The organism is Pontibacter sp. LHS1 (assembly GCF_058932855.1).
Genome location: NZ_JBZYWF010000005.1, coordinates 161,589 through 185,840, shown reverse-complemented (window position 1 = coordinate 185,840; position 24,252 = coordinate 161,589). Strand labels below are relative to the sequence as shown.

The following is a 24,252-nucleotide window of genomic DNA, read 5'->3' as shown; positions in this document are numbered from 1 at the left end:
CTAAGCAAAATGCTAGTTTACAACATTGCATGTCCTGTACGAGGAGTATAGAGTTACTGTTGTATTAGAGTACAATAATATTACGCCGTAGCCGCCTAGATGTTCGGCTTTGTGGTATACTAAAATTGTCCATAAAGTAACTAATCCGAAAAGAGGCCCAAAGGGAGGAATATGAAGCTATATCTATGGCTAAGGCAGGCTCGGTAACACAACATACCTGTGGCAGGTTCGTGCAGTAAGGTGGCTGTCAAATCAGTGAATACAATTTTTTGATTATATAAACAGCCATTTCAAACCAGATGCGTATAGAAAGCTGCACAATAAATCCGGTGCATTTATACAGTCAGAAAAATATATACTGAAATCCTAAACCTTTTGACCTGACTCCTAATATAATAGAGAAAACAGGTTCTGTTTTTTGCCCTGCCGCAGGATACGGCCTGAATAACAGCTACCAAAGGACATGGGATCACACGCTTCTCTTTATCCATAACAGCGTCTATATATGTTATTTAACTCTACTGAATTTTTTATATTCTTCCCGGTAGTAGTTACGCTCTACTTCTTAACGCCCCCAAATCGCAGATGGCTAATCTTGCTGCTGGCCAGTTACTATTTCTATGCTTCCTGGAAGCCGGCCTATACCCTGATCCTGATCTTCTCAACTCTGGTGGATTACGGCTGCAGCCGTGCCATGGGCAGGTATAGCGACGAGGAAAAACACAAACGCAAGCCCTACCTCTGGATCTCGCTGCTCTCTAACCTGAGCATACTCGGCTTATTCAAGTATTACAATTTCTTCAACGAAAGCGCACGCGATGCAGCCTCGGCCCTGAACATGGACTATGCTGTGCCGGCTTTTGAGCTGCTGCTGCCCATGGGTATCTCCTTCTATACCTTCCAGACCATGAGCTACTCCATTGATGTGTACCATGGGCGCATCAAACCGGAGCGGCACCTGGGCGTGTTTGCACTGTTTGTGACGTTTTTCCCGCAGCTGGTGGCAGGCCCCATTGAGCGGGCGGGTAACCTGCTCGGACAACTCAAGGCCAATCATGCGTTTAGTTACGAGCGCATAGTGGGTGGCCTGCGACGCATGGGCTGGGGCTTCTTCAAGAAAATCATGATCGCAGACAACCTGGCTCTGATGGTAAACCAGGTATACAACAACCCGACCGACTACGAGGGCATCACCCTGATCATCGCCACTGTCTTCTTTGCTTTTCAGATCTACTGTGATTTTTCGGGCTACTCCGACATTGCCATCGGGGCGGCGCAGGTCATGGGCTTCCGGTTGATGGAAAACTTCCGCAGACCCTACTACTCCAAGAGTATTTCAGAGTTCTGGAGCCGTTGGCACATCTCCCTCTCCTCCTGGTTCCGCGACTACCTGTACATTCCGTTAGGGGGCAACCGGGTGGTGAAGTGGCGCTGGTACTACAACCTGTTTATCACGTTTTTGGTGAGCGGGCTATGGCATGGCGCTAACTGGACTTTTGTGGTATGGGGTGCCTTGCACGGCTTTTACCTGGTGTTTGCTATCCTTACAGCGAAACAGCGTGACGCCATGGCAGATAGTATTGGCCTGCGAAGCCGCCCGCTGCTTTACAAGTGGGTGCAGGTGTTAAGCGTATTCGCGCTGGTACTCTTTTCCTGGGTTTTCTTCCGGGCTAACTCCATTGGAGAGGCTTTCTACATACTGCAAAGCAGTGTGGCAGGTATAGGCAACATCCAGCAACTGCTCGCAGGTATAGACCTGCAGCACATCCTGTTCATGGACCAGGGCTTTAAGGTATTTGCGGTGTCTGTTATTTCGATCATGATCATGGAAACGGTGCACCTGATCCAGCGCCATGGCAGCGTATCGCAGCTGATCGGTCGCCGGCCTACTGTGGTGCGCTGGGCGTTTTACTATGTGGCCATCATCGCAGTGCTGCTCTTCGGGCAGTTCGGGCATCAGGAATTCATTTATTTTCAGTTCTAACCAGCACAAGAGATGAAAAATAAAGAGGTGAAAAGGCTATTAAAGAAACTGACGCTGCTTGTGCTGCCTTTTGCGCTATGGCCTTTTGTGGAGGCAGTTGTGCTTCCCATGAACTTCTTTACGTTCAGGATTTGGGAGACCATCTCTGTGAACAGTGTGCGCCTGATGTCAGGACCTTTTTACCCGAACATGCACATGCGTATGGAGGAAGAGGGTGAACTGGCACCCCGCACCCCCTATGCTGAGAAGAAACAGGTGGAATGGTACACAGACCCCTACGGGTACCGCAACCGCGACACCAAAGCAGAGGTCTTGCTGATCGGAGACTCCAACATCACAGGCGCCAAGCTCTCACAGGAAGAAATCCTGGCTGAAGTACTGGAAAAGCAATTGGGCAAAGAAGTTTATTCCTTCGCCCCTGCTACTATTAACCGCTTTCTGGGCACTAAGCGCTTCGAGGAAAATCCGCCTGAGATCGTGGTAGTATCGAGCATTGAGCGCCGTATACCGGAGTTGCCCGCTGTGGGCGCCACAGGTATAGGCAACAAACTTCGCGACCGCACGGGCGCCATCATCAATTCATCGAAAGTTCTGACGTGGATGGCGGTGACAGCGGACCGTATCTCAAAGCTGGCGCTCTACCACCGCACACTGGCTAACATCGAACGGACATTCGGTAAAAAAGAGTACATCAATTATCAGAACGAGTTCTTTATGGAAGGCGAATATGCCAACCGAACCTTCACTGATGATGAAATAAACCGCATAGCCGACGTGCTGGAAGGTTACAAGCATGCGCTGGCAGAAAGAGGCATCCCATTCGTGTTCATGCCCATACCTAACAAAGAGAACATCTACCACCAGATGCTGCCCTCAGCCCGAAAGCCGGACTTTCTGCCCCGCCTGATGGCTGAGCTCAGGAGTAGAGACGTACAGGTGGTAGACACACAAAGCGCCTTCGAACATTTGTACAAAAACGAAAAAAAGAAGCTGTATCCTGCGGATGACGGGCACTGGAACAACACGGCGGTGGCCGCTGCCGCCGACTTGCTGGCGCGACATTTGCAGCAAACCGATGACAGCACGGAAAATAACACCCGACACCTGGTAAAACAATTAGATTGATGGTGTAACACAGCCAAATTAGAATAACAAACGTATAGCAATTATTACCTACCGTATATATATGAAACCAAAGGTATTTTACGATAAATCCACCAATCGTCTGAAGAAGATACTTGGCCGTATCATTCCCCATAACACCCGTTTCAGACCTAATGGCGTATGCCAGATTAATATAGAAAGTGAAACCGCCTGCACCGATTCTGAAGTGAAGGTGCATCGTATATACCCCAACCTGACTACCCCGCTTGAGATATCCGAGGAGCTCTACCGGGCTTGCTCTGACTACTGGAAGCCCAAGCGCAGTGTCACCACTGACTACGTAGTGGTGGAGGTGCCAGACGGTCGCATTTACACAGACAATGAGAGCAGTGTGGCGATCGTATCGCAGCAGAACCGCATTATCGAGAATGTATCGCTCAGCCTGGTAGAAGGCAAGGCAAAGGGTGCAGAGACGAACAACATCTTTACCCAAAGTTATTTTCAGGCACCTACACGTTTCAAAGGCACTGTGTTCAGTATGCTGACTGGCGGTGCTGGTCTCAACAACATTGGGCACTGGTTCCTGGATGTGCTGCCACGCCTGCACCTGCTCCGTGAGAGCGGCCTCTACGACGAAGTGGACTGGTTTCTGGTGCCTAACACACGTTACAGCTACCAGACCGAAACGCTCGAACTGCTGGGCATACCTGCTGAGAAGATCATCACAGGTATAGAATATCACCACCTCACCGCCGACCGCATCATCGCTTCCACGGCGCCGCGTGGCAATCATACCCTGGTACCACGCTGGCTGGGCCAGTATATCCGGGACTCTTTCCTTCCACTGGTGCAGGATGAAGTATTGCCTGCTTCGGAGCGTGTACCATACCTGTACATCAGCCGAAGTGACTCAGCTATACGCAATGTGCTGAACGAGAAAGAATTGCTGGAAGCCCTGGAAGCTTATAAGTTCAAATCCATTGTCTCCAGCAAGTATAGTATTCTGGAAAAGATCAGGATGTTCTCACAGGCCAAAGTGGTGATATCGGCTACAGGCGCCGGCCTCATCAGCATGTTCTTCTGCAAGCCAGGCACCAAAATCATTGAGATCTTCCATGAGGGTTTTGTGATAGAGCCATTCTACGACATAGCCACCAAGATCGACCTGGACTATGACTATATCATCTGCAAAGGCGACAAAAAGGTACATGATGCCGCCGAAGGGCAGCGGCAGCACCTCCACGTAGATACCGGCCAGGTGGTGGAGATACTGGAAAAAATGCGGAAAAGTTCTGGAAAGAAAAGTAATGTGCAGACGGTGTAACGTCTGTCATCTATAAAAGAAATGCCTCTGTGACCTCGGTTGCAGGGGCATTTCTCTTTTTAGCCCGGAGGGCGTCTTTGTAAATAGATAGTAGCATGTGGTAATTGGCCTCAGGTGTATACCTGGCTTCGTAACTTTTACGGGCAGCGGCACCTAGTTTGGCGGCCAGAGCAGGATTTTGCAGCATCAGCTGTACCTTATCGGAAAGCTCTGCGGCACTGCCGGGAGAATAATGCAGCCCATTGACTCCATCCTCCACCAGTTGCTCCGCCCCGCCTATCTTGGCTGCAATTGCAGGCGTACCGGTTGAAAAAGCCTCGATAATGGTCATGCCGAACGTCTCCATCCACTCCGACGAAAAGATCAACCCACGGGCACTTTTCAGCAGCTCCAGCACCTGCTCCCGGTTCCGGAAACCCAGGTAGTCTATCTCTTCATGTGCGGTCGCATAAGCTTCCACACGCTCCCGCAGCGGACCATCGCCCACCACTTTCAGCGGAAAGCTTTTCAGTTCATGTGCTTGCAGCAGAGTCTCTATACCTTTCTCTGGTGTCAGGCGGCCGACATAGAGGAAGTAATTTTCACGCTCAGCCTGGCCTATACCTAAGTCCTGCGTAAAGTTGGGCTTCACGGCCAGTTGCTCAGGCCTCAGCTGAAGCGACGAGTCCCGGAAGAGGTTGGCAGCTCCTGGCGTAAGGGCAATGAATTTATCAACTTTCTGCTGCCAGGTACCCAGTACTTTGTGTATACCTGTCGTCAACACCACCGACGCTGTCTGCACAGCCGAATCGCGGTATACCTTCTGGCGAATGGCACCCAGCGGGAAGGACTTGTGCAGATTTTCCAGCTGTACCCTCCCCTTGTAATAGAGCAGGGCGCTCGGGCAAACGAGGCGGTAATTGTGCAGTGTCATCACAATAGGCACCTGCATGCGTTGCGCCACATAAAATACGGCTGGCGACAGCAACGGGAAGAAATTGTGCACATGGATCACATCCGGCTGAAATGCCTTTATCCGCTCCTCCACCAGCTTCGCGCTACCCGGATTATACACAACGCCCAAAGCAGCTTTTAGCTTCTCTGACAGACTATTCACCTCTTTGTTTGAAAATGTCAGCTTCTCTACCTGATGCCCGTGCTGCTCCAGCAGAGCCGCCTCGGCATGAAAAACGGTGTCTTCGCCACCTGCCTGTTTGTAGTAGTTGTGAATGATCAGAATGCGCATGTGTTATATATGATGGCAGGCATACGAAATCCCGCCCGGGCCATACCTGGCCAAGGCGGGATTTTGCCTGTGCGTGTCTTTTATGTAACCACAGCGCCAGATTAGGCCATTGCGGTTTTATTCGGTTCCTGCTCCTTTGTCTCAGCAAGAGCGGAGGCAAAGTATTTTCGCTGCTCCTCCCGCAGTTTGTCGATCGTTCGGCCTTCCGGCAGTATCACGTCATCGTAGGTCAGCACCTGGTCTTTCGGGATATCGCGCCTCAGCACGCAGCCTTCAGCCACACCGATCGGTAACAGGTTTTCACGCTCGGTTACGTCGGCGTTTTCGCACAGGCCATACGTCATGTAGTGGCCAATGCCGTCGATAGTATCACCGGATTTCAGATCTTTTTTGGCGGCTGTTACCACTTCCACGTACGGACGATCCAGCGGCGTGAGCGCGGCATCGTTGAAAAGGACGGCTCTGGCAATAGTCAGCGGCACTTCGAGGTGACAGAGGTGGTATGGGGTATAAAAACAGTACAGCGGCCCCTCCCCCATCTTGTAATAATTTAGGTAATGCTGCTGCCGTGGGTTATCCTGCGTGGCCAGCACAAACACGCCACCGGCCGGTTCGGCTATACCTACCACATAGTCCACAATACCCGGCCCGTTGGTGAGTTCGTCCAGCGGAAACAAGTTCACAGACTCTCGTATGTTAGCTCCCTGTGGTGCATAAGGCCCCAGCATGCCACGCTTGGCTACACGCATACCTGTTCCGTTTGCCACGATGGCCTGCTCGAAAGAGATTTTGGTGCCATCGGCAAAGGAGGTAACCATGGCGGGATTCTGTCCCCAGCGCTTGGCAAAGCTTTCTTGTGTGGTTGGGTTGCGGTAGGGATCGTGCAGACCTTTGATGTTGCCGCAAAGCACCGGCTTCATACCGATAGACTTCACATAGCGGTACAGGTTCATGATCACGCCGGGCTGGTCACCGTCCACGTTCGTAAACACGACGCCTGCCTTGTCGGCATATACTTTCAGGATCGGACCAACCGTGCCGTCTACCTCCGCATCCATCATGATGGTATGCTTGCCATTCCGAATCGCCTCCAAAGCTACCTGCGCCCCAAATTCCACGGCACCGGTTACCTCCAGAATTGCGTCTATCCCTTCGGCACGGCATAACAGCATCGGGTCGTTGGTAATGCTATACCTGCCGTTGCGGATGTTTTCTTCTAGCGCTTCTTTTGAGTCTACTGCTTCTACTTCAGCTATACCAGCCTCGTTATAAGCTTCGCGGGCACGCTCAATAGTTCGGTTTGAGATGGCCACCAGCTCCATTCCGGGCACATGATTTTTAATTTGCAGCGCCACACCTTTGGCCATAAATCCGGCTCCTACCATGCCTACCCGGACAGGTCGGCCTTCGGCTTCTCGTTTGGCTAATGCGGTATCTATAATGATCATTTTCTTCTCGTTAATGAATTAAGACAAAGGAGTTTCCTGACAAAGGACAAAGGACTTTTAAATAGGCCTCACTGTAACCGCAGTTCGAAAGTCTTATGTCCTTTGTCTACCAGTCATTTGTCAATTTCTTTTCTACAAAGCTGATTGCTCCGGCACTGCTTCCAGCAAGGGGTGGTTCTGGTCTTTTTCTGAGATGATCTGGGGCTCCATCGGCCACTGTATGTTGAAGGCTGGGTCGTTCCAGCGGTGACCTCGCTCTGCTCCCGCCGCATAAAAGGCCGTCACCTGGTACATCACGTCGGAGTTGTCCTCCAGCGTCAGGTAGCCATGTGCGAAGCCTTCCGGTACGTAGAGCATGCGGTAGTTATCCGCGGTCAGTTCCACGCCGATCCATTGCTTGTATGTCTCAGAGTCGGGACGCAGGTCCACGATCACATCATAAATGGCACCACGGGTACAGCGCACCAGTTTGGTTTCGGCGTGCGGGGCCAGTTGCATGTGCATGCCGCGCAGGGTGCCTTTTTGGTAGTTATAGCTCACATTGGCCTGCACCAGGTTGGTGTTCAGCCCGTGCGCTTCAAACTCCTTCTGGCAGTAAGCCCGACCGAAAAAGCCACGCTCGTCTTCCAGCTTCTTGATATCGATGATGTAAGCGCCTTTTAGTTTGGTTTCTGTAAAGATCATGTGTATTGATGTATTTGAAAACACCTGCAAGGGGTTGCCTTGCAGGTGTCTGCCATTCAGATTAAGATGGAAGGTATGCGGGTTGTTCTTCTCCCAGATATTCCGCGATCTGCCCCATCGTAAATTCTTTGATATCGGTTATACCTTCGTGATAAGTCTTATACCAGCCGATGGTACGCTCGATTGCCTGCGCTGAGTTATACTTCGGATTCCAGCCCAGCTCCACCAACGCTTTACTGATGTCGAGCTTGAGCAGTCCGGCTTCGTGTGGCTGGTTCTTGAGTTCCGGTTTGTCGTAACTGCCCGAGCCCCATACCTGCAGCGCTTTCTGCACCAGGTCCTCCACCGGACTATTGTCACCGGCCTGCGGACCGAAGTTCCAGGCGCCGCCAAATGCTTTCGGATCCTCGGCCATTTTAGCACCCAGCAAGAGGTAACCGCCCAGCGGCTCCAGCACATGCTGCCATGGGCGCACCGCATTCGGATTGCGCACCGTTACAGGCTCCCCTACCCGAAGCGCCCGCACAATGTCAGGTATGATGCGGTCCTTTGCCCAGTCACCACCGCCGATCACATTACCGGCACGGGTGCTGGCAATCGCTTTCTGGTGCTGCTCATAGGCTTCCGGATGGAAGAACGAGCGGGTATAGGACGAGATAACCAGCTCCGCACAAGCCTTGCTGGCGCTGTACGGGTCATAGCCGCCCAGTTGGTCAGTTTCACGGTAAGGGTATACCCATTCCTTGTTCTCGTATACCTTGTCAGTCGTGATCAGCACCACCGTGCAAGGCTTTTCGAGCCTGCGCACCGCGTCCAGCACATGGGCTGTACCCACGGCATTCACGGCGAAAGTTTCGGAAGGAAACTCGTAGGACAGGCGCACAAGCGGCTGCGCTGCTAAGTGGAAGATAAAGTCCGGCTGGAAACGCAGCACCGCTTCTTCCACCGCCTCTTTATCGCGGATATCAGCAATTATTGACTCGCATAGGCTGTCACCGTCGATTAGGTGATATAGGTCCTCTTCGGTTTCGGGGGCAAGGGCGTAGCCCATTACCTCAGCACCCAGGGAGTGCAGCATTTGCAGCATCCAGGAGCCTTTGAAGCCAGTATGGCCTGTCAGAAATACTTTTTTGTTTTGATAGGTTTGCTGCAGAAATTCTCTCTTCATCAGCTTATGTTTCGCTATAGGGTCAGGTATAGGATATGTTATACGCAGTTGCCAAACAATGTGCTATACCCTTCGCCGTTTAGGCATTTACAGGTTGGTTTTGAATCACTTTGTACCAGGGAGCCTTGCCCTGCTGGATCAGTTCCTCCAGGTAGTTTTTGTCTCGCAGCGTGTCCATTGGTTGCCAGAAGCCCGTGTGTTTAAAGGCAGCCATCTCCCCTTCGCGGGCCAGACGCTCCATTGGTTCGCGCTCCCAGGTGGTATGGTCGCCGTCGATGTAGTCGATTACAGATGGCTCCAGCACAAAGAAGCCACCGTTGATCCAGGGCTGCTCGCCTCCCATGGGTTTCTCCTGAAAATGGCGCACATGGGTATCTTCTCCGGAAAGCGTGAATACGCCAAATCGGCCTGGCTGCTGCACTGCCGTAAGGGTTGCCTTGGTGCCCTGCTGCCTGTGAAACTCAATGGCAGCGCTAATGTCTATATCACTTACTCCATCACCGTAGGTCATACAGAAGGTCTCATCACCCAGATAGTCACGCACACGTTTCAGGCGGCCGCCTGTCAGCGTACCTTCGCCAGTGTCAATCAGCGTCACTTTCCAGGATTCCGTGTTATTCTGGTGCACCTTCATGCTGTTGTTATTCATGTCGAAGGTCACATCGGAGTTATAGAGGAAATAGTTGGCAAAATACTCTTTGATCATGTGGCCTTTGTAGCCGCAGCAGATTACGAAATCATTGATTCCATGGGCCGAGTATATTTTCATGATATGCCAGAGGATGGGTTTCCCGCCGATCTCCACCATCGGTTTCGGCCTGATACCACTCTCCTCACTGATGCGGGTTCCATATCCGCCTGCCAGTATTACAGCTTTCATTAATTTCTAAGGGTTTGGGGTGAACTTCAGTTTTAAATCTGTCTTCTATACGACAATTACTATATTTTGATTATGATATTGCGGAATTTATAATCGCAGGCAGCTATGTTCTTAAGTATCAGAACTTCGAGTGTTATAACATACCTGCAACTACAATTACTAGTCCTTATACCTGCATTTGGCTGATAAGTTGAGTCTATTAGGTAGCTTTTTAGAAACGCCTGTTAAAAGCTTGAAGAGAACTGACGAAAAAAATGCGCTGTGGTGGTGCTATACCTACGCAGCGCATTTCTGTTCTTACTAACCCACCGTTACGGCAGTTGCTTTATTATGTTTATCCTTTGGCCAGAGCATATCTTTTAGCGTGAGGTATACAAATGTGCTGTTGGTAACCAGGTAGCGTTTCCAGAGCCGCTTGGGCTCCTGGTACAGCCGGTAGGTCCACTCCAGCGACAGGTCTCGCGCCCATTTCGGTAGTCGCCTCTCCAGCCCCGCATAGGTCATATAAGCTTGCCCAACCCCCAACATACAGGCCTTCACGCGGCCCTTATGCTCCGCCATCCAACGCTCCTGCTTCGGACAACCCAGCGCTACAAATACCAGGTCAGCACCTGAGTCGTTGATCATGTCCACAATCGACTGATCTTCCTCTTTTGTAAGCTGACGGAAAGGTGGTGAGTAATGGCCCGCTATCCGGACATTTGGATGTTTTGATTTTGCAGTAGCCACCACAGCTTCCAGTACATCGTCGGTGGAGCCGTAGAAGAATACGGACTTACCCCTGGCAGCGGCTTCCTCGATCAGGCGCGGCATCAGGTCCATGCCTGGCACGCGGTCCTGTTTGTGGCCATACTTCAGCTTCATCAGTTTAGAAAGCGGCCCACCGTCTGGCGAGGCCACATCTGCCTCGTTTAGTATTTTATTGAAACTCGGGTCCTGGTACGCTTCCACGAGCATGTGCACATTGGCGAAGCATACATAAGACGATGTCCTGTTTTCAGTCATCCAGAAGACCTGCTCCACAAACTCGTCGAAACGGCCCGTGGTGATGTAGGAATTCAGGAGGCGGCGCTTCTGCTGTAAGGGTGCAGCCGTTTTGCGCAGGGTATTTATCTCAGTCATTTCGTTAGTATGCATTTTTCTCGCCTCTCACCATATTCCACACAGTCAGGAAAATGATTTTCATGTCCATCATGAAGCTCCAGTTTTCCATGTACTTCACATCGTACTCTACACGTTTCTCCATCAGGTGCACTTCCTTGGTCTCGCCTCTGTAACCACTCACCTGTGCATAGCCTGTAATGCCTGGTGTTACGAAGTGGCGCATTTTGTACTTGTTGATCACTTTAGAATAGTGGTCCAGCTGCGACACCAGGTTTGGACGTGGCCCTACTACCGACATGTCGCCGAGCAGCACATTGAAAAACTGTGGCAGTTCGTCCAGGTTGGTCTTGCGCAGGAAAGCTCCTACTCTGGTTACACGGGGGTCATTCTTGGTAGCCTGCAGCTCCGTGTTGTTGTTCACACGCATCGTTCTGAACTTGTAGCATACAAACAGGCGGTTCTTTTTACCAGGGCGCAGCTGCTTGAAGAAGATCGGGCCAGGAGAACTGATCTTAATGGCTAGTGCGATGATCGGCATCACGATCGGGAACAGGAACAGAATCACACCCAGAGAGAAGGCAATATCAAAAGCACGCTTGACAACGCGGTTGGTCACTTGCTCCAGCGGCTCTTTGCGCACACTGATCATCGGGATGTTCTGGTAGAAGTACATGTTCACCTCACGCTGCACAATGGCGCTGAAATCAGGTACGATGCGGAAGTAGATGAAGTTCTCGTCAGCAAACTCTGTCAGTTCGTCGATGTGCTCTTTGTCATTTACTGGCAAGGTATAGTACACCTCGTCAATATTGTTCTGAAGGCAAAACTCCTGAAGATCAGACACATTACCCTTAACCATGCTACTATGCTTGCTCAATTCGTCGGCTTTGTCAGTGAAGAAGCCCATAAACTTACGGCCTGGTGCCTCGTCATTGCTGAAGGTCTGGTGCAGGTTGATTGCTGCCGGCCCCATACCTACAATCACGTAGCGGCTGTAGGCCATGTCTGATTTCGAGAAGTAGCGCTGGGCAAGGAAAAGCACCACACGGCTCAGACCGATCAGCAGCGCTGTAAACAGATAAGTATACAAGAGCAACAGACGGGACAGATGCTCCAGGTTGAATATTACGATACAGCTGGCCAGTATGACGGCGTGTATCGCAAATGCATTCAGCATGTTACCAGTCCTTCTGCCTACCGGAATGAAACCGTCGATCCGGAAAACAAAATTCTTAAACCCGGAAACGATCCACCACACGAGTGCAAACAGTACAAAGAAGATACTGTATTGATGTGTGAGTTCCAGATCACCGTATCTGAAAAGGTTTGACAGCTTAAACGCGAAAGCTATCAATGTAATGTCTAGTATTAATAAGAGTATTCTATTAAAACTATTATAGTGTCTGTATTTGTGCATAACCTAAAATTGTACTTATTGAATCATAATTCCCTTTTTCCCTTAATTGACTTTCTTACGCCTCTCGTCTTCAATCACTTTGTCAATCCCCTCGTTGCTCCGGGACCCATGACAACCTTAATGTCTGTATTCACCTTTTGCTTATAATTTATATTCTGCTTTTGAGATACTTGCTTGCCAGCTTTAAGAAGGCTCACAATTAACAACCAGAATTTAGACTGAAATACGACTGCATTTATATTAAGGTTTATTAATTTATCGCTAAATCATCAATAAAATTCAAAGTGGTAATATTAGCATATTTATATTATTGAATAAGTATAATTTAAAATTATACCTTTGATCTTTATTATATAACTATTCCAATAAATTAACAGTTTTAAGACTGCTATTCCTAAAAAGGTTTCACTCAGGAGCTGGAATTTTTTATTAAAAATTAATCAACAATAATTCCTCAACTCTAAAAAGGATTCTTTCTTAAACTACTCTACCAAAAACAAGAAGCTTTTATTCAAACGCATACTAGATTATATCACTTATCCTCTCCCACCCGCCGTTTAATATCATATAAAAATAATACAACACTTCACAATACTGTCCTGCCAGAACTTGCCCCAAATAGCTTGAAACAGGAAAACAACTAAAGCTTGAGTTAATTCAGGATAGGCACATTTAATAGAATGCTATTTACGTGGATCTGTCTTAAATCTTGATTCATAAAAAATTTACAATTATTTGAACCAAGTACCTTCAAAAAACATTTTGCACAATACGGACAGACCGTGAAAATGTTCAGCCTAAGGTGATAAATATTTAATGGGCTCAGAATGCATTATTCTGACACCTCATTAACTAGTTGAGTGACATAGGTAAGAGTTGCTAACACTTCTCTTTTTCTCTCAATACCCATTGCTCAGCTGAATTGAATTTTCCGGCCATAGCCATTTTCATAAAAAAGCATTTATCTATAGCAAACTTATACTGAACCCTTTATGCAACCGGTACAAAAGAGCCTCGCGTTTGTTGTGCTCACCCTGCTTTATGTGCTGTGTTTTGGTACAAAAACCGTAGCACAAAGTTGCACTCCTATTATAACTATTTCGGGCTCTCCCTCACTATGTGCTGAAGGCGAAACGACCCTTACTGCCACACAGGCAGCCAGTTACAAATGGTCGAATGGCGCTACCACACAAAGCATTACCATCACAACAGCAGACACTTACACCGTCACAACCACCACTGAAGGTGGCTGTACGGCCACTTCGGCACCTGTACAGATCAGTGATCGGCCGGACGCTACTATCAAAGACCCGCTATACGACTTTACCTATTGCAGCTATACTGGCAGCGCCAACTCATTTAAGCTGGAGGTAGAGAATGCCGCTACCACGGCCGCATCTAACACGGGCTATACCATCAGTTGGGGCGATGGCAAGAGCAGTACCCTTGGCGCTGACTTTGAGCGAACCAGCCATACCTACACTGCTCCCGGCCTGTACACCATTACCGTAACAGCCACTGATGCCAGCGGCTGCCAGGGCACCTTTACCGAAAAGCTTTTCATTGGTAGCAATCCAGGCTTGGGTATCACCAGCGATGGCAACAACATCGACTGCGCCCCTGTATCCTATGGTTTCAGGATCACAGGTGTTGAAGGCAACTCACCGCACACCGTCTATACCTTCCAGTTCGATGACGGCACTGCACCTTATGTGTTCAAGCACAACGAGTTGCCCGCCGACCGCGTTTTGCGTCATGAGTTCCTGGAGTCATCCAAGGACAAGCCAAACGGCTTCACACTGACAGGTACTGCTATCAATCAGTGTAATAAATCAATCGCCACCTTTACCGGTATTCGTATTTCCAAAGGCCCTATCGCTGATTTTTCCATTGGTAATGTGTGTTTGAACGAGCCTGTCCGCTTTCAAGATAAGACCAGGAACGGTTACGATGCCTCCGCCAGAACCGACCGCTACCGTGTGAAGTGGGAGATCTTCCCGGCAACAGGCTGGAAATTCTCTTCCGGAAACAGCACAACACTATCCCCGAATGTGGTCTTCAACGAACTGGGCGAGTACATGGTCCGCCTGACTGCCTATCCGCTTGACCCGAACTCCACCTGTTTGCCGACCGTGATGGAGCAGATGATCGTGGTGAACGATGTTCCCAAGGCTGCCTTCGACCTGACGCCGGATGGAGGCGTATGCACTCCTTCTATTTTCAGAGCACATAACCAGTCCACTGGCGCCGATCTGAAGTATACCTGGACTGTCTCTGCCAAAGAAGGCTGGAGCTTTGCCGAGGGCACTGATGCCAACTCCGAAAATCCAGTGTTCAGCTTCGACAAGTCTGGCAAGTACACTGTATCCTTGCTTGCCAGTAGCTTCTGCTCTTCCGTAAGCACGCAGGAGACAAATATTGTCGTTATCCACAAGCCGCTGGCCGCTTTACCGGAGGCCCAAACTTATTGCGGTCCGCAAACTATTGCCTTCTCTGAAACCAATGCTGCCCACAGACCACAGTTTGATGCGCAATCCGGCACCATTAGCGCCTACCGCTGGGAAGTAAGCGGACCTGGCAATATAGCCTTTGAAGGTGGCACCCACGCAGGCTCCGCCCATCCGACCATGCGTTTCACTGAGCCGGGCACTTACGAAGTGAAAGTAATTGCCACCAACGAATGCGGTGACTCTGAAGCAGCGACGCAGCAAGTCACGATCGATGCTATACCTGAGCTCGAGCTGAGCGCTCCAAAGGAAGTAGTTTGTTTGAACAGCGGGATCATGCAGTTGCAGTCCTCGCACGAAGGCGGCACCTGGAGCGGATCTGAGTTTGTTTCCGCTGATGGTCAGTTTAATCCGGCTGCTGTTGGCACCTATACCTTAACGTATACCTATCGCGCTGGTGTGTGTGAAGTTTCCGAAACTATCACCGTTACAGTGAATGACCTGCCGTCTGCCCCAACCGTGCAGCCGGTGGCGACACTTTGCCCAGGCAGCACCGCCGTGTTACAGGTGCTACAGGTCGAAGGCAGCGTGCAGTGGTACGACCAGCCGACCGGTGGTAATCTGCTGCACGAAGGCAACAGTTTCCATACTTCTGCACTTGATCAGACTACAACATTTTACGCCCAAACCACAGTAGAAGGCGGCTGCTCGAGTGTGCGTACGCCACTCAAAGTAGAGGTATACCCTGCCACACCGGCCCCTGTGGTTGCTCCTGTTACCCTCTGCGGTGCAGGCAGCAGCGCCACCATAATAGCTGAAGGAAATGCTGGCGCTTATGAATGGTATGCCGACGCAGCGGCTACTCAAGCTTTGGAGACAGGCAGAAGCTTCACGGCTCACAACCTGCCGGAAGGCATCAGCACTTATTATGTGCGCGGTGTTACAAACGGTTGCTACAGCCCTGTGGTAGCCGTAACCGTTACCATTCTGCCAGCGCTCGACCGCAACACATTAAACGAAGTGGCGGTGATCTGCGCAGGTCAGTCCCCTGCTCTACTCACTGGCACCGCCCCGACCGGTGGCAACGGTAGCTACACCTATCAATGGGAGGCCAGTGTAACAGACGCAGATGCAGGTTTTGAAATCATAGCCGGTGCTACTGCTGCCACTTTCCAACCAGGCAAGCTTAACCGCACCACCTGGTTCAGAAGAACGGTATTGTCAGCCGGTTGCTCTCATACCTCTGCACCGGTTGCTGTTACCGTTACACCTGTTATTGATCAAAACACCATTACAGCTATTGCTCCAATCTGCGAAGGCGCAGAGCCCCCTACTTTGCAGGGCAGCGAACCGGCTGGCGGCACAGGCAGCTATACCTATACCTGGGAATACAGCACCACGGGCACCAGCGGCAGCTTTAAAGCAGCAACCAGCAATAACCGGGAGCAGCATTATAGCCCAGGTGTGCTGAACGAAACCACCTGGTTCCGCCGCAAAGTAACATCGGGCACTTGCCAGGTACATGTGAGTGAAGCCGTGAAAGTGACGGTGGTGAAGCCGATCACGATGAACTTTGTATCGGTGCAGCAGGGCACCATCTGCAGCGGCAGCACGCCATCTGTTATCATCGGCAGCATGCCGCAGGGCGGCTCTGCTCAAAAGACGTATCGCTGGGAGATGCGCAGCGAGAACGGCAGCTTTGAGCCGGCACTCGGCACTAACACAGGTCTGAACTATACCCCGCAGATAAAAGACAAAACCATGTGGTACCGCCGTGTGGTAGCAGGTGGTCCTTGTGGCGAGAATGTCAGCAACGAGATTCAGATACTGGTGCAGCCAGCCATCGTGCAGAACACCATCCAGATTGCCGGACAACCGGTTATCTGCGAAGGCACTACCGCTGCTACACTCACGGGTGCACAGCCTACGGGCGGAAACGGTAGCTATACCTACCGCTGGCTATACAGCACCTCAGGCCCGAATACTACTTTCAGCCCAGCTCCTGGCAACAACACTGGCCAGCACTACACCAGCCCGACTGCACTGGCTCAAACTACCTGGTATATCCGCGAAGTGGTATCCGGAGAGTGTATCAGCAACTCCGATGTGGTGGAGGTAACCGTGGTGGGTTTACCGGCAGCGCCACAGGTAGCTCCTGTTACAATTTGCGAAGGCAGTAAAGCCACCCTGACTGTGAACAGCCATACCACCAATACCTTCCGCTGGTATGCCAATGCATCAGCACAGGAATACTTATTCGAAGGCTACAGCTTTGAGACGGAGGTGCTGCAGCAAACTACGACTTTCTTTGTCGAGGCGGTGAATGTGAACGGTTGCGGCAGCAGTGAGCGCCTTCCTGTGACGGTGACCGTCAACAAACGCATCGACAGCAACAGCCTGACAGCTCCATCTACACCAATCTGTGCCGGTCAGCGACCGAATGTACTAATTGGTACGACACCTACAGGTGGAAACGGCAGCTATACCTACCAATGGGAAAGTAGCCAGCAGGGCTCAGAAACAGGCTTCAGCCCGGTAGCAGGTACCACTGACGCTACGTATCAGCCAGAGGCGCTGGAGAAAACGACCTGGTTCAGAAGAGTGGTATTGTCTGGTCCATGTGAGGCGCATACCAGCACAGCCGTGAAAGTGGACGTACTGCCAGCGATCAGCAACAACACAATTATGGCAGAGAAGAGCAACATCTGCGCAGGCGATGTGCTGCAGCTGCTAAAAGGTGCAGCCCCAGCCGGTGGCAATGGCAGCTATACCTACCTATGGGAAAGCAGCCGCGACGGCCAGCACTTTACCGCCGCAGCAGGCACCAACAACCAACCAGATTATCAGGCTCCTGCCCCACTGACTGAGCGCATGTGGTACAGAAGAGTGGTGTACTCAGCTCCTTGCCAGCAATCCGTAAGCCCAGTGCTGGAGATCGTGGTACAGCCAGTGATTACCAACAACACCATCACGACACAATCCCATGCCGTGTGCGCGGGCGATACGCCAGGCGAATTGAAAGGCACCCGTCCAACTGGTGGCAACGAGCAGCCGGTATACCTGTGGGAAAGCCGCACCGAGGGCACTGAATTTGCTCCAGCTGCAGGCCATAACACTGGTATGAACTACCAGCCGGGTCAGTTGTCTGAGACAACCTGGTTCCGCCGCAAAGTAGTGGCTGGTGAGTGTTTTAATACTTCAGCAGAGGTACGTATTCTGGTGAACGCTGTGATTGCGAATAATACGATCTCTGCGGACCAGGTGATCTGTACAGGCACTGCTCCGGCTAAACTGACTGGCTCACAGCCTGGCGGCGGCACCGGAAGCTATACCTTCTACTGGGAAGCAGCGGGCAACGACGGCGTGTTCCGCAAGGTGAACAGCAGCGCATCGGCCGACCTAACCGTAGGCATTCTGACCACCACAACTTCTTTCCGCCGTGTAGTGGAATCCGGTCCGTGCCAGCATGTGTCAAATGTAGTGACGATTACAGTCTCGCCAGTCATCAGCAACAATACAATTGGCCTGAACCAAAGCATCTTCCGTGGCCAGACGCCGGCTCCGCTTTCGGGCACTAACCCAAGCGGCGGTGCTGGAGCAGGCACCTATACCTATCTGTGGGAGAGCAGCCATACCCAGCAGGGAGGCTATAAACCAGCGACTGGTATAAATAACGGCCGTCACTACACCCCAGAGGCACTGCACGAATCGACCTGGTTCCGTCGCCGTGTGATCTCGGGCGGTTGCGAAACTACTTCTGATCCGGTGCTGATCGAAGTGCACAAAGGGGTGACTAACAACAACATCTACAGCGATCAGGTGATCTGTGCGGGCAACAAACCGGCTACCCTCCAGGGCTCTGTACCTGTAGGTGGCGATGGTGACTTCCTATACCTGTGGCTGGCCAGCACGAAGGGGGCTAAATCAGGCTTTATGACGGCTACTGGTCAAAGTACAGGCAAGGATTACAGCCCAGCGGCACTTACCCAGTCTACCTGGTTCCGTCGTGTGGTATTATCTGGCCCAACGCCAGACACCAGCGCGGCTGTGTTCATCAGCGTGCGTCCGCCTATGGCCAACAACCGCATCAGCACCAGCCAGACCATTTGCTATGGCACTGCTCCCTCTCCGCTGGTGGGCACATTGCCTACAGGTGGTAGCGGCAACTATAACTATAGCTGGGAGAGCAGCACCAGCGGCCCGGACAATGGCTATACAACGGCTGCAGGTATAAACAATGGCAAAGACTTCCAGTCGGCTGCACTTACCCAGTCTACCTGGTTCAGAAGAGTAATTACCTCTGAGTCATGCGAAAGACTGGTGAGCGAAGCAATAAAAGTAACCGTGACGCCACTACCGGACATGCCGTTAGCCAGCGGCCAAACAATTTGCCACAGCACCAAAACTACGCTGACAGCCACAGGCAAGGGCGGCAGACTGGAGTGGTTTAGCCAGGCAAAAGGTGGCAACCCGATTCATGTCGGCAGCAGCTTCACCACACCGATACTGACAGGCACTACCACCTATTATGTACAGGAAGTGGCTTTGTCGTGCGCCAGCGAGCGTCGTCCGGTGACTGTAACAGTGCCTGGCCCAAGTGCCAACGCAGGTATGGACCAAACCCTGATGCTGGGCAGAACCGTGCAGCTGCAGGCTAGTGGCGGCGCGACCTATAGCTGGTCTCCTGCTGAAGGCTTGAACAACCCGAATATCGCCAATCCATACGCCAAACCGGAGAAAACCACGACCTATACCGTGACCGTGACCAACGAAGCAGGCTGTGTGTCTACTGACGAGGTGACCATTACGGTGCAGCAGCTGGTGCACGTGCCGAACACCTTTACTCCAAACCACGACGGTGTGAACGATGTGTGGGAGATTCTCAACATTGAGCAGTACCCGAACTGCAAAGTACAGGTGTTCAACCAGTGGGGCAATGTGGTATTCAGCTCACAGGGCTATAAACTGCCGTGGGACGGACGCCAGAACGGCAAAGAACTGCCTATCGCCACTTATTATTACCTCATTCAGCTTGACAACCAGGAAAAACCGCTTTCAGGAAGTGTGACAATTGTTAAATAACCGTCTATGAACAAACTTTTAGCTTTAGGATTTGTGCTTTTGCTGGCTACACAGGCCATGGCGCAGCAAAAGCCGCAGTACAGCCAGTACACCCTCAACAATTACCTGCTCAACCCGGCTATAGCTGGTATAGAGGATTATGCCGACGTGAAAATCGGCACCAGGCAGCAATGGTCCGGACTGGAGGGAGCTCCGGTGTCGTACTACGCCACCTTCCATGCCCCGATTATGAAAGAAGTAGCCCCCGTTACAGCGGCGCAGCGTAATAGCTCTCCTGCCAAAGAGGCCACTACCAAGAAACCGACTTCTTACCGGCGCATCAGGCCGCACCACGGTCTGGGTGCCATGGCTATGACGACCGCAACGGGTCCGCTCAAGCGCAGCAGCTTCAATGTGAGCTACGCATATCACCAGCCGCTTTCCCGCACCATGCGTATAGCTGCCGGCGTGTCTCCGGGCCTGATCCAGTACAGCCTGGACCCTACGGCAGTGCGTGTCATCAACCCGAATGACAGAGCCATCAACGACGGCCGGATCAATGAGATGAAATTTGACCTGAACATGGGCTTATGGTTGTACTCCTACAATTATTATATAGGTATAGCCGGTGCGCAGCTCGTGCCCAGCAAGCGGGAGCACCTGACGACCGGTACTGCTACCGACAACAGCGGACGACTACAGAAACACTACTTCCTGACGGGTGGTTACCGCCTGGATGTGTCGCCTGACCTGGCGCTTATACCTTCGGTGATGGTGAAAATGGCACAACCAAGTCCGGTATCAGTAGACGCAACCCTCAAGGCATTGTACAGTGATCGCATCTGGGCAGCGGCCTCCTATCGTCACAACGAGTCAGTGACTGTGATGGCAGGTATAAACATCAGCTACCTGATGGACCTGAGCTACGCTTACGATGCCAGTGTATCGCCGCTGGGCAGTACCAACTCAGGCAGCCACGAAGTAGTATTAGGTTTAAAACTGCGCAATTCAGCTAAAATAATCTGCCCACAATGGGCCTGGTAGGCTTTTGAGCCATAGAGTTTACAGAATTTATGACGAGCAGCCCCAGGCTGCTCGTTTGCTTTTAAAAGCACAATAAAAACATGAAACTTTTATAGTTTATTACAGTATAGCTAGATAACCATCTCCATCAATTATGGTCTTCAAACAAATCCTCTCGATTCTCCTGGGTGTTGTTTTCATTGTTTTCGCAGCGCTGCAATACAATGACCCGGATGCTGTTATCTGGATTGCGATTTATCTATTGGCAGCAATTTTCAGTTTCCTGGTTTCTTTCAACAGAATCAGCCAGGTTGTGCTTTTGAGTGCCTTTGCTGCCTATGCGATAGGTGCCATATTCTTCTGGCCTGAGAAATGGGAAGGGCTAGCGATTGGTGGAGGAGATATCAAAAATATTGAAGAAGCGCGTGAGTTCTTAGGCTTGGCCCTGACGAGTGCCTCTATGCTGACATTTGCCCTTCTGAACAGAAGCAAGGCTCGTCTTCACCCCAGGAAACCCGTCTATAGACAAAGAAAATGGGCAAATTGATAATTCAACTTGCCCATTCATTATAAAACAGCTCTGTCTATTTTAGCAGGCAAAGCACTCTGCTTATCACAGGCTATACCTGCTCTGCTTTAAATCCTGCCTTTTCCACAGTGCTTTTGATATCCTGTGCATCCAGGCTGTCGGTGTTCACTTCCAGGATCTTGTCCGGATTATCAGTATCCACTTTCCAGTCCTGTACTCCTTCCAGTTTATTCAAGTGAGGCGTTACGGCTCTCACGCAGCTTCCGCAGTTAATGGTCGTTTTAAACTTATAGGTCTTCATATTTAACATAATTTATTAACTGATTAAAAATACTTTTATAATTTTTTGCCGCGCAGGCGCAAACTGTTGCTTACCACCGAAACAGAGCTGAGAGCCATGGCAGCACCGGCCAGCATCGGGTTGAGCAGGAAACCTGTGAACGGGAATAATAGACCGGCAGCCACAGGTATACAGATCACATTGTAAATAAAGGCCCAGAACAGGTTCTGGCGGATTGTGCGCACCGTCGCCCGCGACAGGTTAACGGCCGCCGCCACCTGCACCAGGTCAGAGCGCATCAGCGTGATGCCGGCCACGTCCATAGCCACATCGGTACCGTGCCCCATCGCAATGCTAACATCGGCTGTCGCAAGGGCCTGCGCATCGTTTATACCGTCTCCTACCATCGCTACTACTTTGCCCTGCTCCTGCAGTTTCTTCACAAAATCAGCTTTGTCGCCTGGAAGTAGTTCAGCCTCAAAGTGCGTGATACCTACCTGTCGGGATACGGCCGCAGCGGTTTGTGCATTGTCACCGGTTAGCATGTATACCTCCAGGCCGGCCTCTTTCATACGTGCTATACCTTCGGCAGCGGCGGGTTTTATCGGATCGCTCACCGCAAACACACCCAGGGCCTTCTGCCCATCGGCAAAGTATATGGCAGTTTTTGCATTCTCCTGCAACTCCCGGGCGGCATCTGTCAGTTGGCTCTCAATGCTTATACCTTCCTGGCGCAGTAGCTTCTCGTTACCGGCGAAAAACTTATCACCTCCAAAAGCCGCTTCTACCCCCATACCGGTTACGCTGTTGAAGTACTCCGGCTCTAGGGCTTGCATCCCCTGCTCTTTGTAATAGGTATAGATGGCCTGCGCAATGGGATGTTCCGACTTGGCTTCGACCGAGAAGAAAAGCTGTTCCAGTCGCCCCTGTCCTTCTACGCCTCTGGCCCATACTACATCGGTTACAGAGGGTTTGCCTAAGGTGATCGTTCCGGTTTTGTCAAGCAGGATGGCATTGGCCTTGTAGGCATGCTCCAGGCTCTGCGCGTCTTTGATCAGAATGCCATTCTCAGCGCCCTTGCCCACTCCCACCATAATGGCGGTAGGCGTTGCCAGGCCGAGCGCACAGGGGCAGGCGATCACCAGCACCGAGATCATCGACACCAGCGCCTGTGACAGATAAGCTTCACCTCCCAACACTACCCAGGTTACAAATGTCAATACTGCAATCAGCAGCACTACAGGCACGAAAATACCAGCTATCTTATCCACCAGCTTCTGCACCGGCGCCTTGCTGCCCTGCGCCTCCTGCACCATTTTGATGATGTGAGCCAGCATCGTCTCACCACCGGTTTTGCGGGCAACAAGCTGCAGACTGCCTTTCTGGTTAATCGTACCGGCAAAAAGCATGTCTCCCACTTGTTTCTGCACCGGCAAAGGCTCGCCGCTCAGCATGCTCTCGTCCACATACGAGCCGCCTGACAGCACTTCGCCATCCACCGGCACCCGGTCGCCCGGCAACAGCAGCACATGGTCGCCAATGCGTACATCTTCTATGCGAATCTCAGCTTCCACCCCATCACGAACCACGCGCACCGTTTTGGGTTGCAGGCCCATCAGTTTCTTAATGGCCTCGGAGCTTCGGCTCTTGGCGCCTTCCTCCAGGTACTTACCCATCAGGATAAAGGCTATGATCACCGCTACGGCTTCGTAGTACACGTGCGGCTCCAGTCCGCGGCTCAGGAAGAACTCGGGGTATACGGTGTTGAACAAGCTGAAAGCAAAAGCTATACCTGTGCTCAGCGCTACGAGTGTGTCCATGTTGGCACGCAGGTGCCTGGCCTGCCCCCAGGCGTTCACGAAGAAGTGACGACCGGCCCACAGCAGTATCGGGGTGGTGAAGGCCAGCATGGCCCAGTTGCCCCAGCTGAAGGCATTGTGGAAGAACATACCCAGCACAAAAACCGGGAAAGCCAGTATGCCTGCCGCAATGGTTTTGGTTCTGAGAACACCAAGTGCCTTCTCCTGGCGCTCCTCCAGTTCCTCCTCGGTATGCTGGTCAATCAGCAGCTCAAAGCCGATCTCTTGTAAGGTGTCGCGCAGCTGATCCGGTTTTACCTGCTCCGGCGCATAGGCTACCTGCACCGTCTTGCCGGCGAAGTTCACGTTGGCCTCCTGCACACCGTCTACTGTACGCAGCATGCTCTCTATACTTGAAGCACAGGAGGCGCAGGTCATTCCCTCAACCGGAAAGGTATCTTTTTTATAGGCTGTTTTTGCTATTGTTTCCATTTTGTCTCGATGGTTTAGCTTCCAATCAATACAAAGGTACGCCCCTTTCACCCCCTGTGTGTTACACTATCTTTCAAAAGGTTTATAGATTTTTGACAGAACGAGCTGTTGCTTTATACCTGGATCTTAGCATATTTGACTAGTAATCAGCTAAATGGAACTAATTGGAGGCTGTGTTTTTGTTTTTAGAGTTGCAATTGTTTAAGTTCGGGGACAAACACTGATAACAATCGGTGCAAAATCCGCGACCCAAATACTTGTTGTGCTCCGCAATTTAGCAAGC

Annotated in this window: 15 protein-coding genes; 6 read left to right on the top strand and 9 right to left on the bottom strand. The window is 51.3% G+C overall.

What is annotated here, in order from left to right:
* Positions 1–505 precede the first annotated feature (505 nt).
* The 3 genes from AC5FXQ_RS12055 to AC5FXQ_RS12045 all read left to right on the top strand — a co-directional run bounded on the left by AC5FXQ_RS12055 (position 506) and on the right by AC5FXQ_RS12045 (position 4,412).
* Entirely contained in the window at positions 506–1,984 is a 1,479-nt protein-coding gene (locus AC5FXQ_RS12055) for an MBOAT family O-acyltransferase (protein ID WP_493602675.1), read from the top strand.
* Positions 1,985–1,996: 12 nt separating this feature from the next.
* Positions 1,997–3,109, top strand: coding sequence for an alginate O-acetyltransferase AlgX-related protein (locus tag AC5FXQ_RS12050; protein WP_493602674.1), 1,113 nt, complete (start codon positions 1,997–1,999; stop codon positions 3,107–3,109).
* A gap of 61 nt (positions 3,110–3,170) precedes the next feature.
* Positions 3,171–4,412 carry a glycosyltransferase family 61 protein gene (locus tag AC5FXQ_RS12045; protein WP_493602673.1) on the top strand — a complete coding sequence of 414 codons (1,242 nt, stop codon included), beginning with the start codon at positions 3,171–3,173 and terminating at the stop codon, positions 4,410–4,412.
* A 10-nt stretch (positions 4,413–4,422) separates the two neighbouring features.
* On the opposite strand, the gene AC5FXQ_RS12040 is transcribed toward AC5FXQ_RS12045, so the two are convergent.
* The 7 genes from AC5FXQ_RS12040 to AC5FXQ_RS12010 form a co-directional block, all read right to left on the bottom strand.
* Entirely contained in the window at positions 4,423–5,637 is a 1,215-nt protein-coding gene (locus tag AC5FXQ_RS12040) for a glycosyltransferase family 4 protein (RefSeq protein ID WP_493602672.1), read from the bottom strand.
* 101 nt (positions 5,638–5,738) lie between these two features.
* Positions 5,739–7,085, bottom strand: a complete 1,347-nt coding sequence (locus tag AC5FXQ_RS12035) for an NAD(P)H-dependent oxidoreductase (RefSeq protein WP_493602671.1) — start codon at positions 7,083–7,085, stop codon at positions 5,739–5,741.
* A 132-nt stretch (positions 7,086–7,217) separates the two neighbouring features.
* Complete coding sequence (gene rfbC / locus AC5FXQ_RS12030; RefSeq protein ID WP_493602670.1) at positions 7,218–7,769, bottom strand: dTDP-4-dehydrorhamnose 3,5-epimerase; 552 nt, start codon at positions 7,767–7,769, stop codon at positions 7,218–7,220.
* Between the two features lie 61 nt (positions 7,770–7,830).
* On the bottom strand, positions 7,831–8,937 hold the full coding sequence (rfbG, locus tag AC5FXQ_RS12025; protein ID WP_493602669.1) for a CDP-glucose 4,6-dehydratase: 1,107 nt from the start codon (positions 8,935–8,937) through the stop codon (positions 7,831–7,833).
* Between the two features lie 79 nt (positions 8,938–9,016).
* Positions 9,017–9,817: a glucose-1-phosphate cytidylyltransferase gene (rfbF, locus tag AC5FXQ_RS12020; protein ID WP_493602668.1), complete on the bottom strand. Its 801-nt coding sequence runs from the start codon at positions 9,815–9,817 to the stop codon at positions 9,017–9,019.
* 300 nt (positions 9,818–10,117) lie between these two features.
* On the bottom strand, positions 10,118–10,939 hold the full coding sequence (locus tag AC5FXQ_RS12015; RefSeq protein WP_493602667.1) for a WecB/TagA/CpsF family glycosyltransferase: 822 nt from the start codon (positions 10,937–10,939) through the stop codon (positions 10,118–10,120).
* A gap of 4 nt (positions 10,940–10,943) precedes the next feature.
* The gene (locus AC5FXQ_RS12010) at positions 10,944–12,275 is read right to left on the bottom strand and encodes an undecaprenyl-phosphate glucose phosphotransferase (RefSeq protein ID WP_493602666.1); all 1,332 of its coding nucleotides are present in this window, start codon (positions 12,273–12,275) and stop codon (positions 10,944–10,946) included.
* 1,055 nt (positions 12,276–13,330) lie between these two features.
* Between AC5FXQ_RS12010 and AC5FXQ_RS12005 the strand changes: the two genes are divergently transcribed.
* The 3 genes from AC5FXQ_RS12005 (at position 13,331) to AC5FXQ_RS11995 (ending at position 21,416) form a co-directional block, all read left to right on the top strand.
* Positions 13,331–19,867 (top strand): T9SS type B sorting domain-containing protein, encoded by a 6,537-nt coding sequence (locus tag AC5FXQ_RS12005; protein WP_493602665.1) that lies wholly within the window; start codon positions 13,331–13,333, stop codon positions 19,865–19,867.
* Positions 19,868–19,873: 6 nt separating this feature from the next.
* Complete coding sequence (locus AC5FXQ_RS12000; protein WP_493602664.1) at positions 19,874–20,890, top strand: PorP/SprF family type IX secretion system membrane protein; 1,017 nt, start codon at positions 19,874–19,876, stop codon at positions 20,888–20,890.
* A 133-nt stretch (positions 20,891–21,023) separates the two neighbouring features.
* Positions 21,024–21,416: a transmembrane 220 family protein gene (locus AC5FXQ_RS11995; RefSeq protein WP_493602663.1), complete on the top strand. Its 393-nt coding sequence runs from the start codon at positions 21,024–21,026 to the stop codon at positions 21,414–21,416.
* Positions 21,417–21,489: 73 nt separating this feature from the next.
* On the opposite strand, the gene AC5FXQ_RS11990 is transcribed toward AC5FXQ_RS11995, so the two are convergent.
* Both AC5FXQ_RS11990 and AC5FXQ_RS11985 read right to left on the bottom strand, forming a co-directional pair.
* The gene (locus tag AC5FXQ_RS11990; protein WP_007655716.1) at positions 21,490–21,699 is read right to left on the bottom strand and encodes a heavy-metal-associated domain-containing protein; all 210 of its coding nucleotides are present in this window, start codon (positions 21,697–21,699) and stop codon (positions 21,490–21,492) included.
* A 35-nt stretch (positions 21,700–21,734) separates the two neighbouring features.
* Complete coding sequence (locus AC5FXQ_RS11985; RefSeq protein ID WP_493602662.1) at positions 21,735–23,969, bottom strand: heavy metal translocating P-type ATPase; 2,235 nt, start codon at positions 23,967–23,969, stop codon at positions 21,735–21,737.
* Between the last annotated feature and the right edge of the window lie 283 nt (positions 23,970–24,252).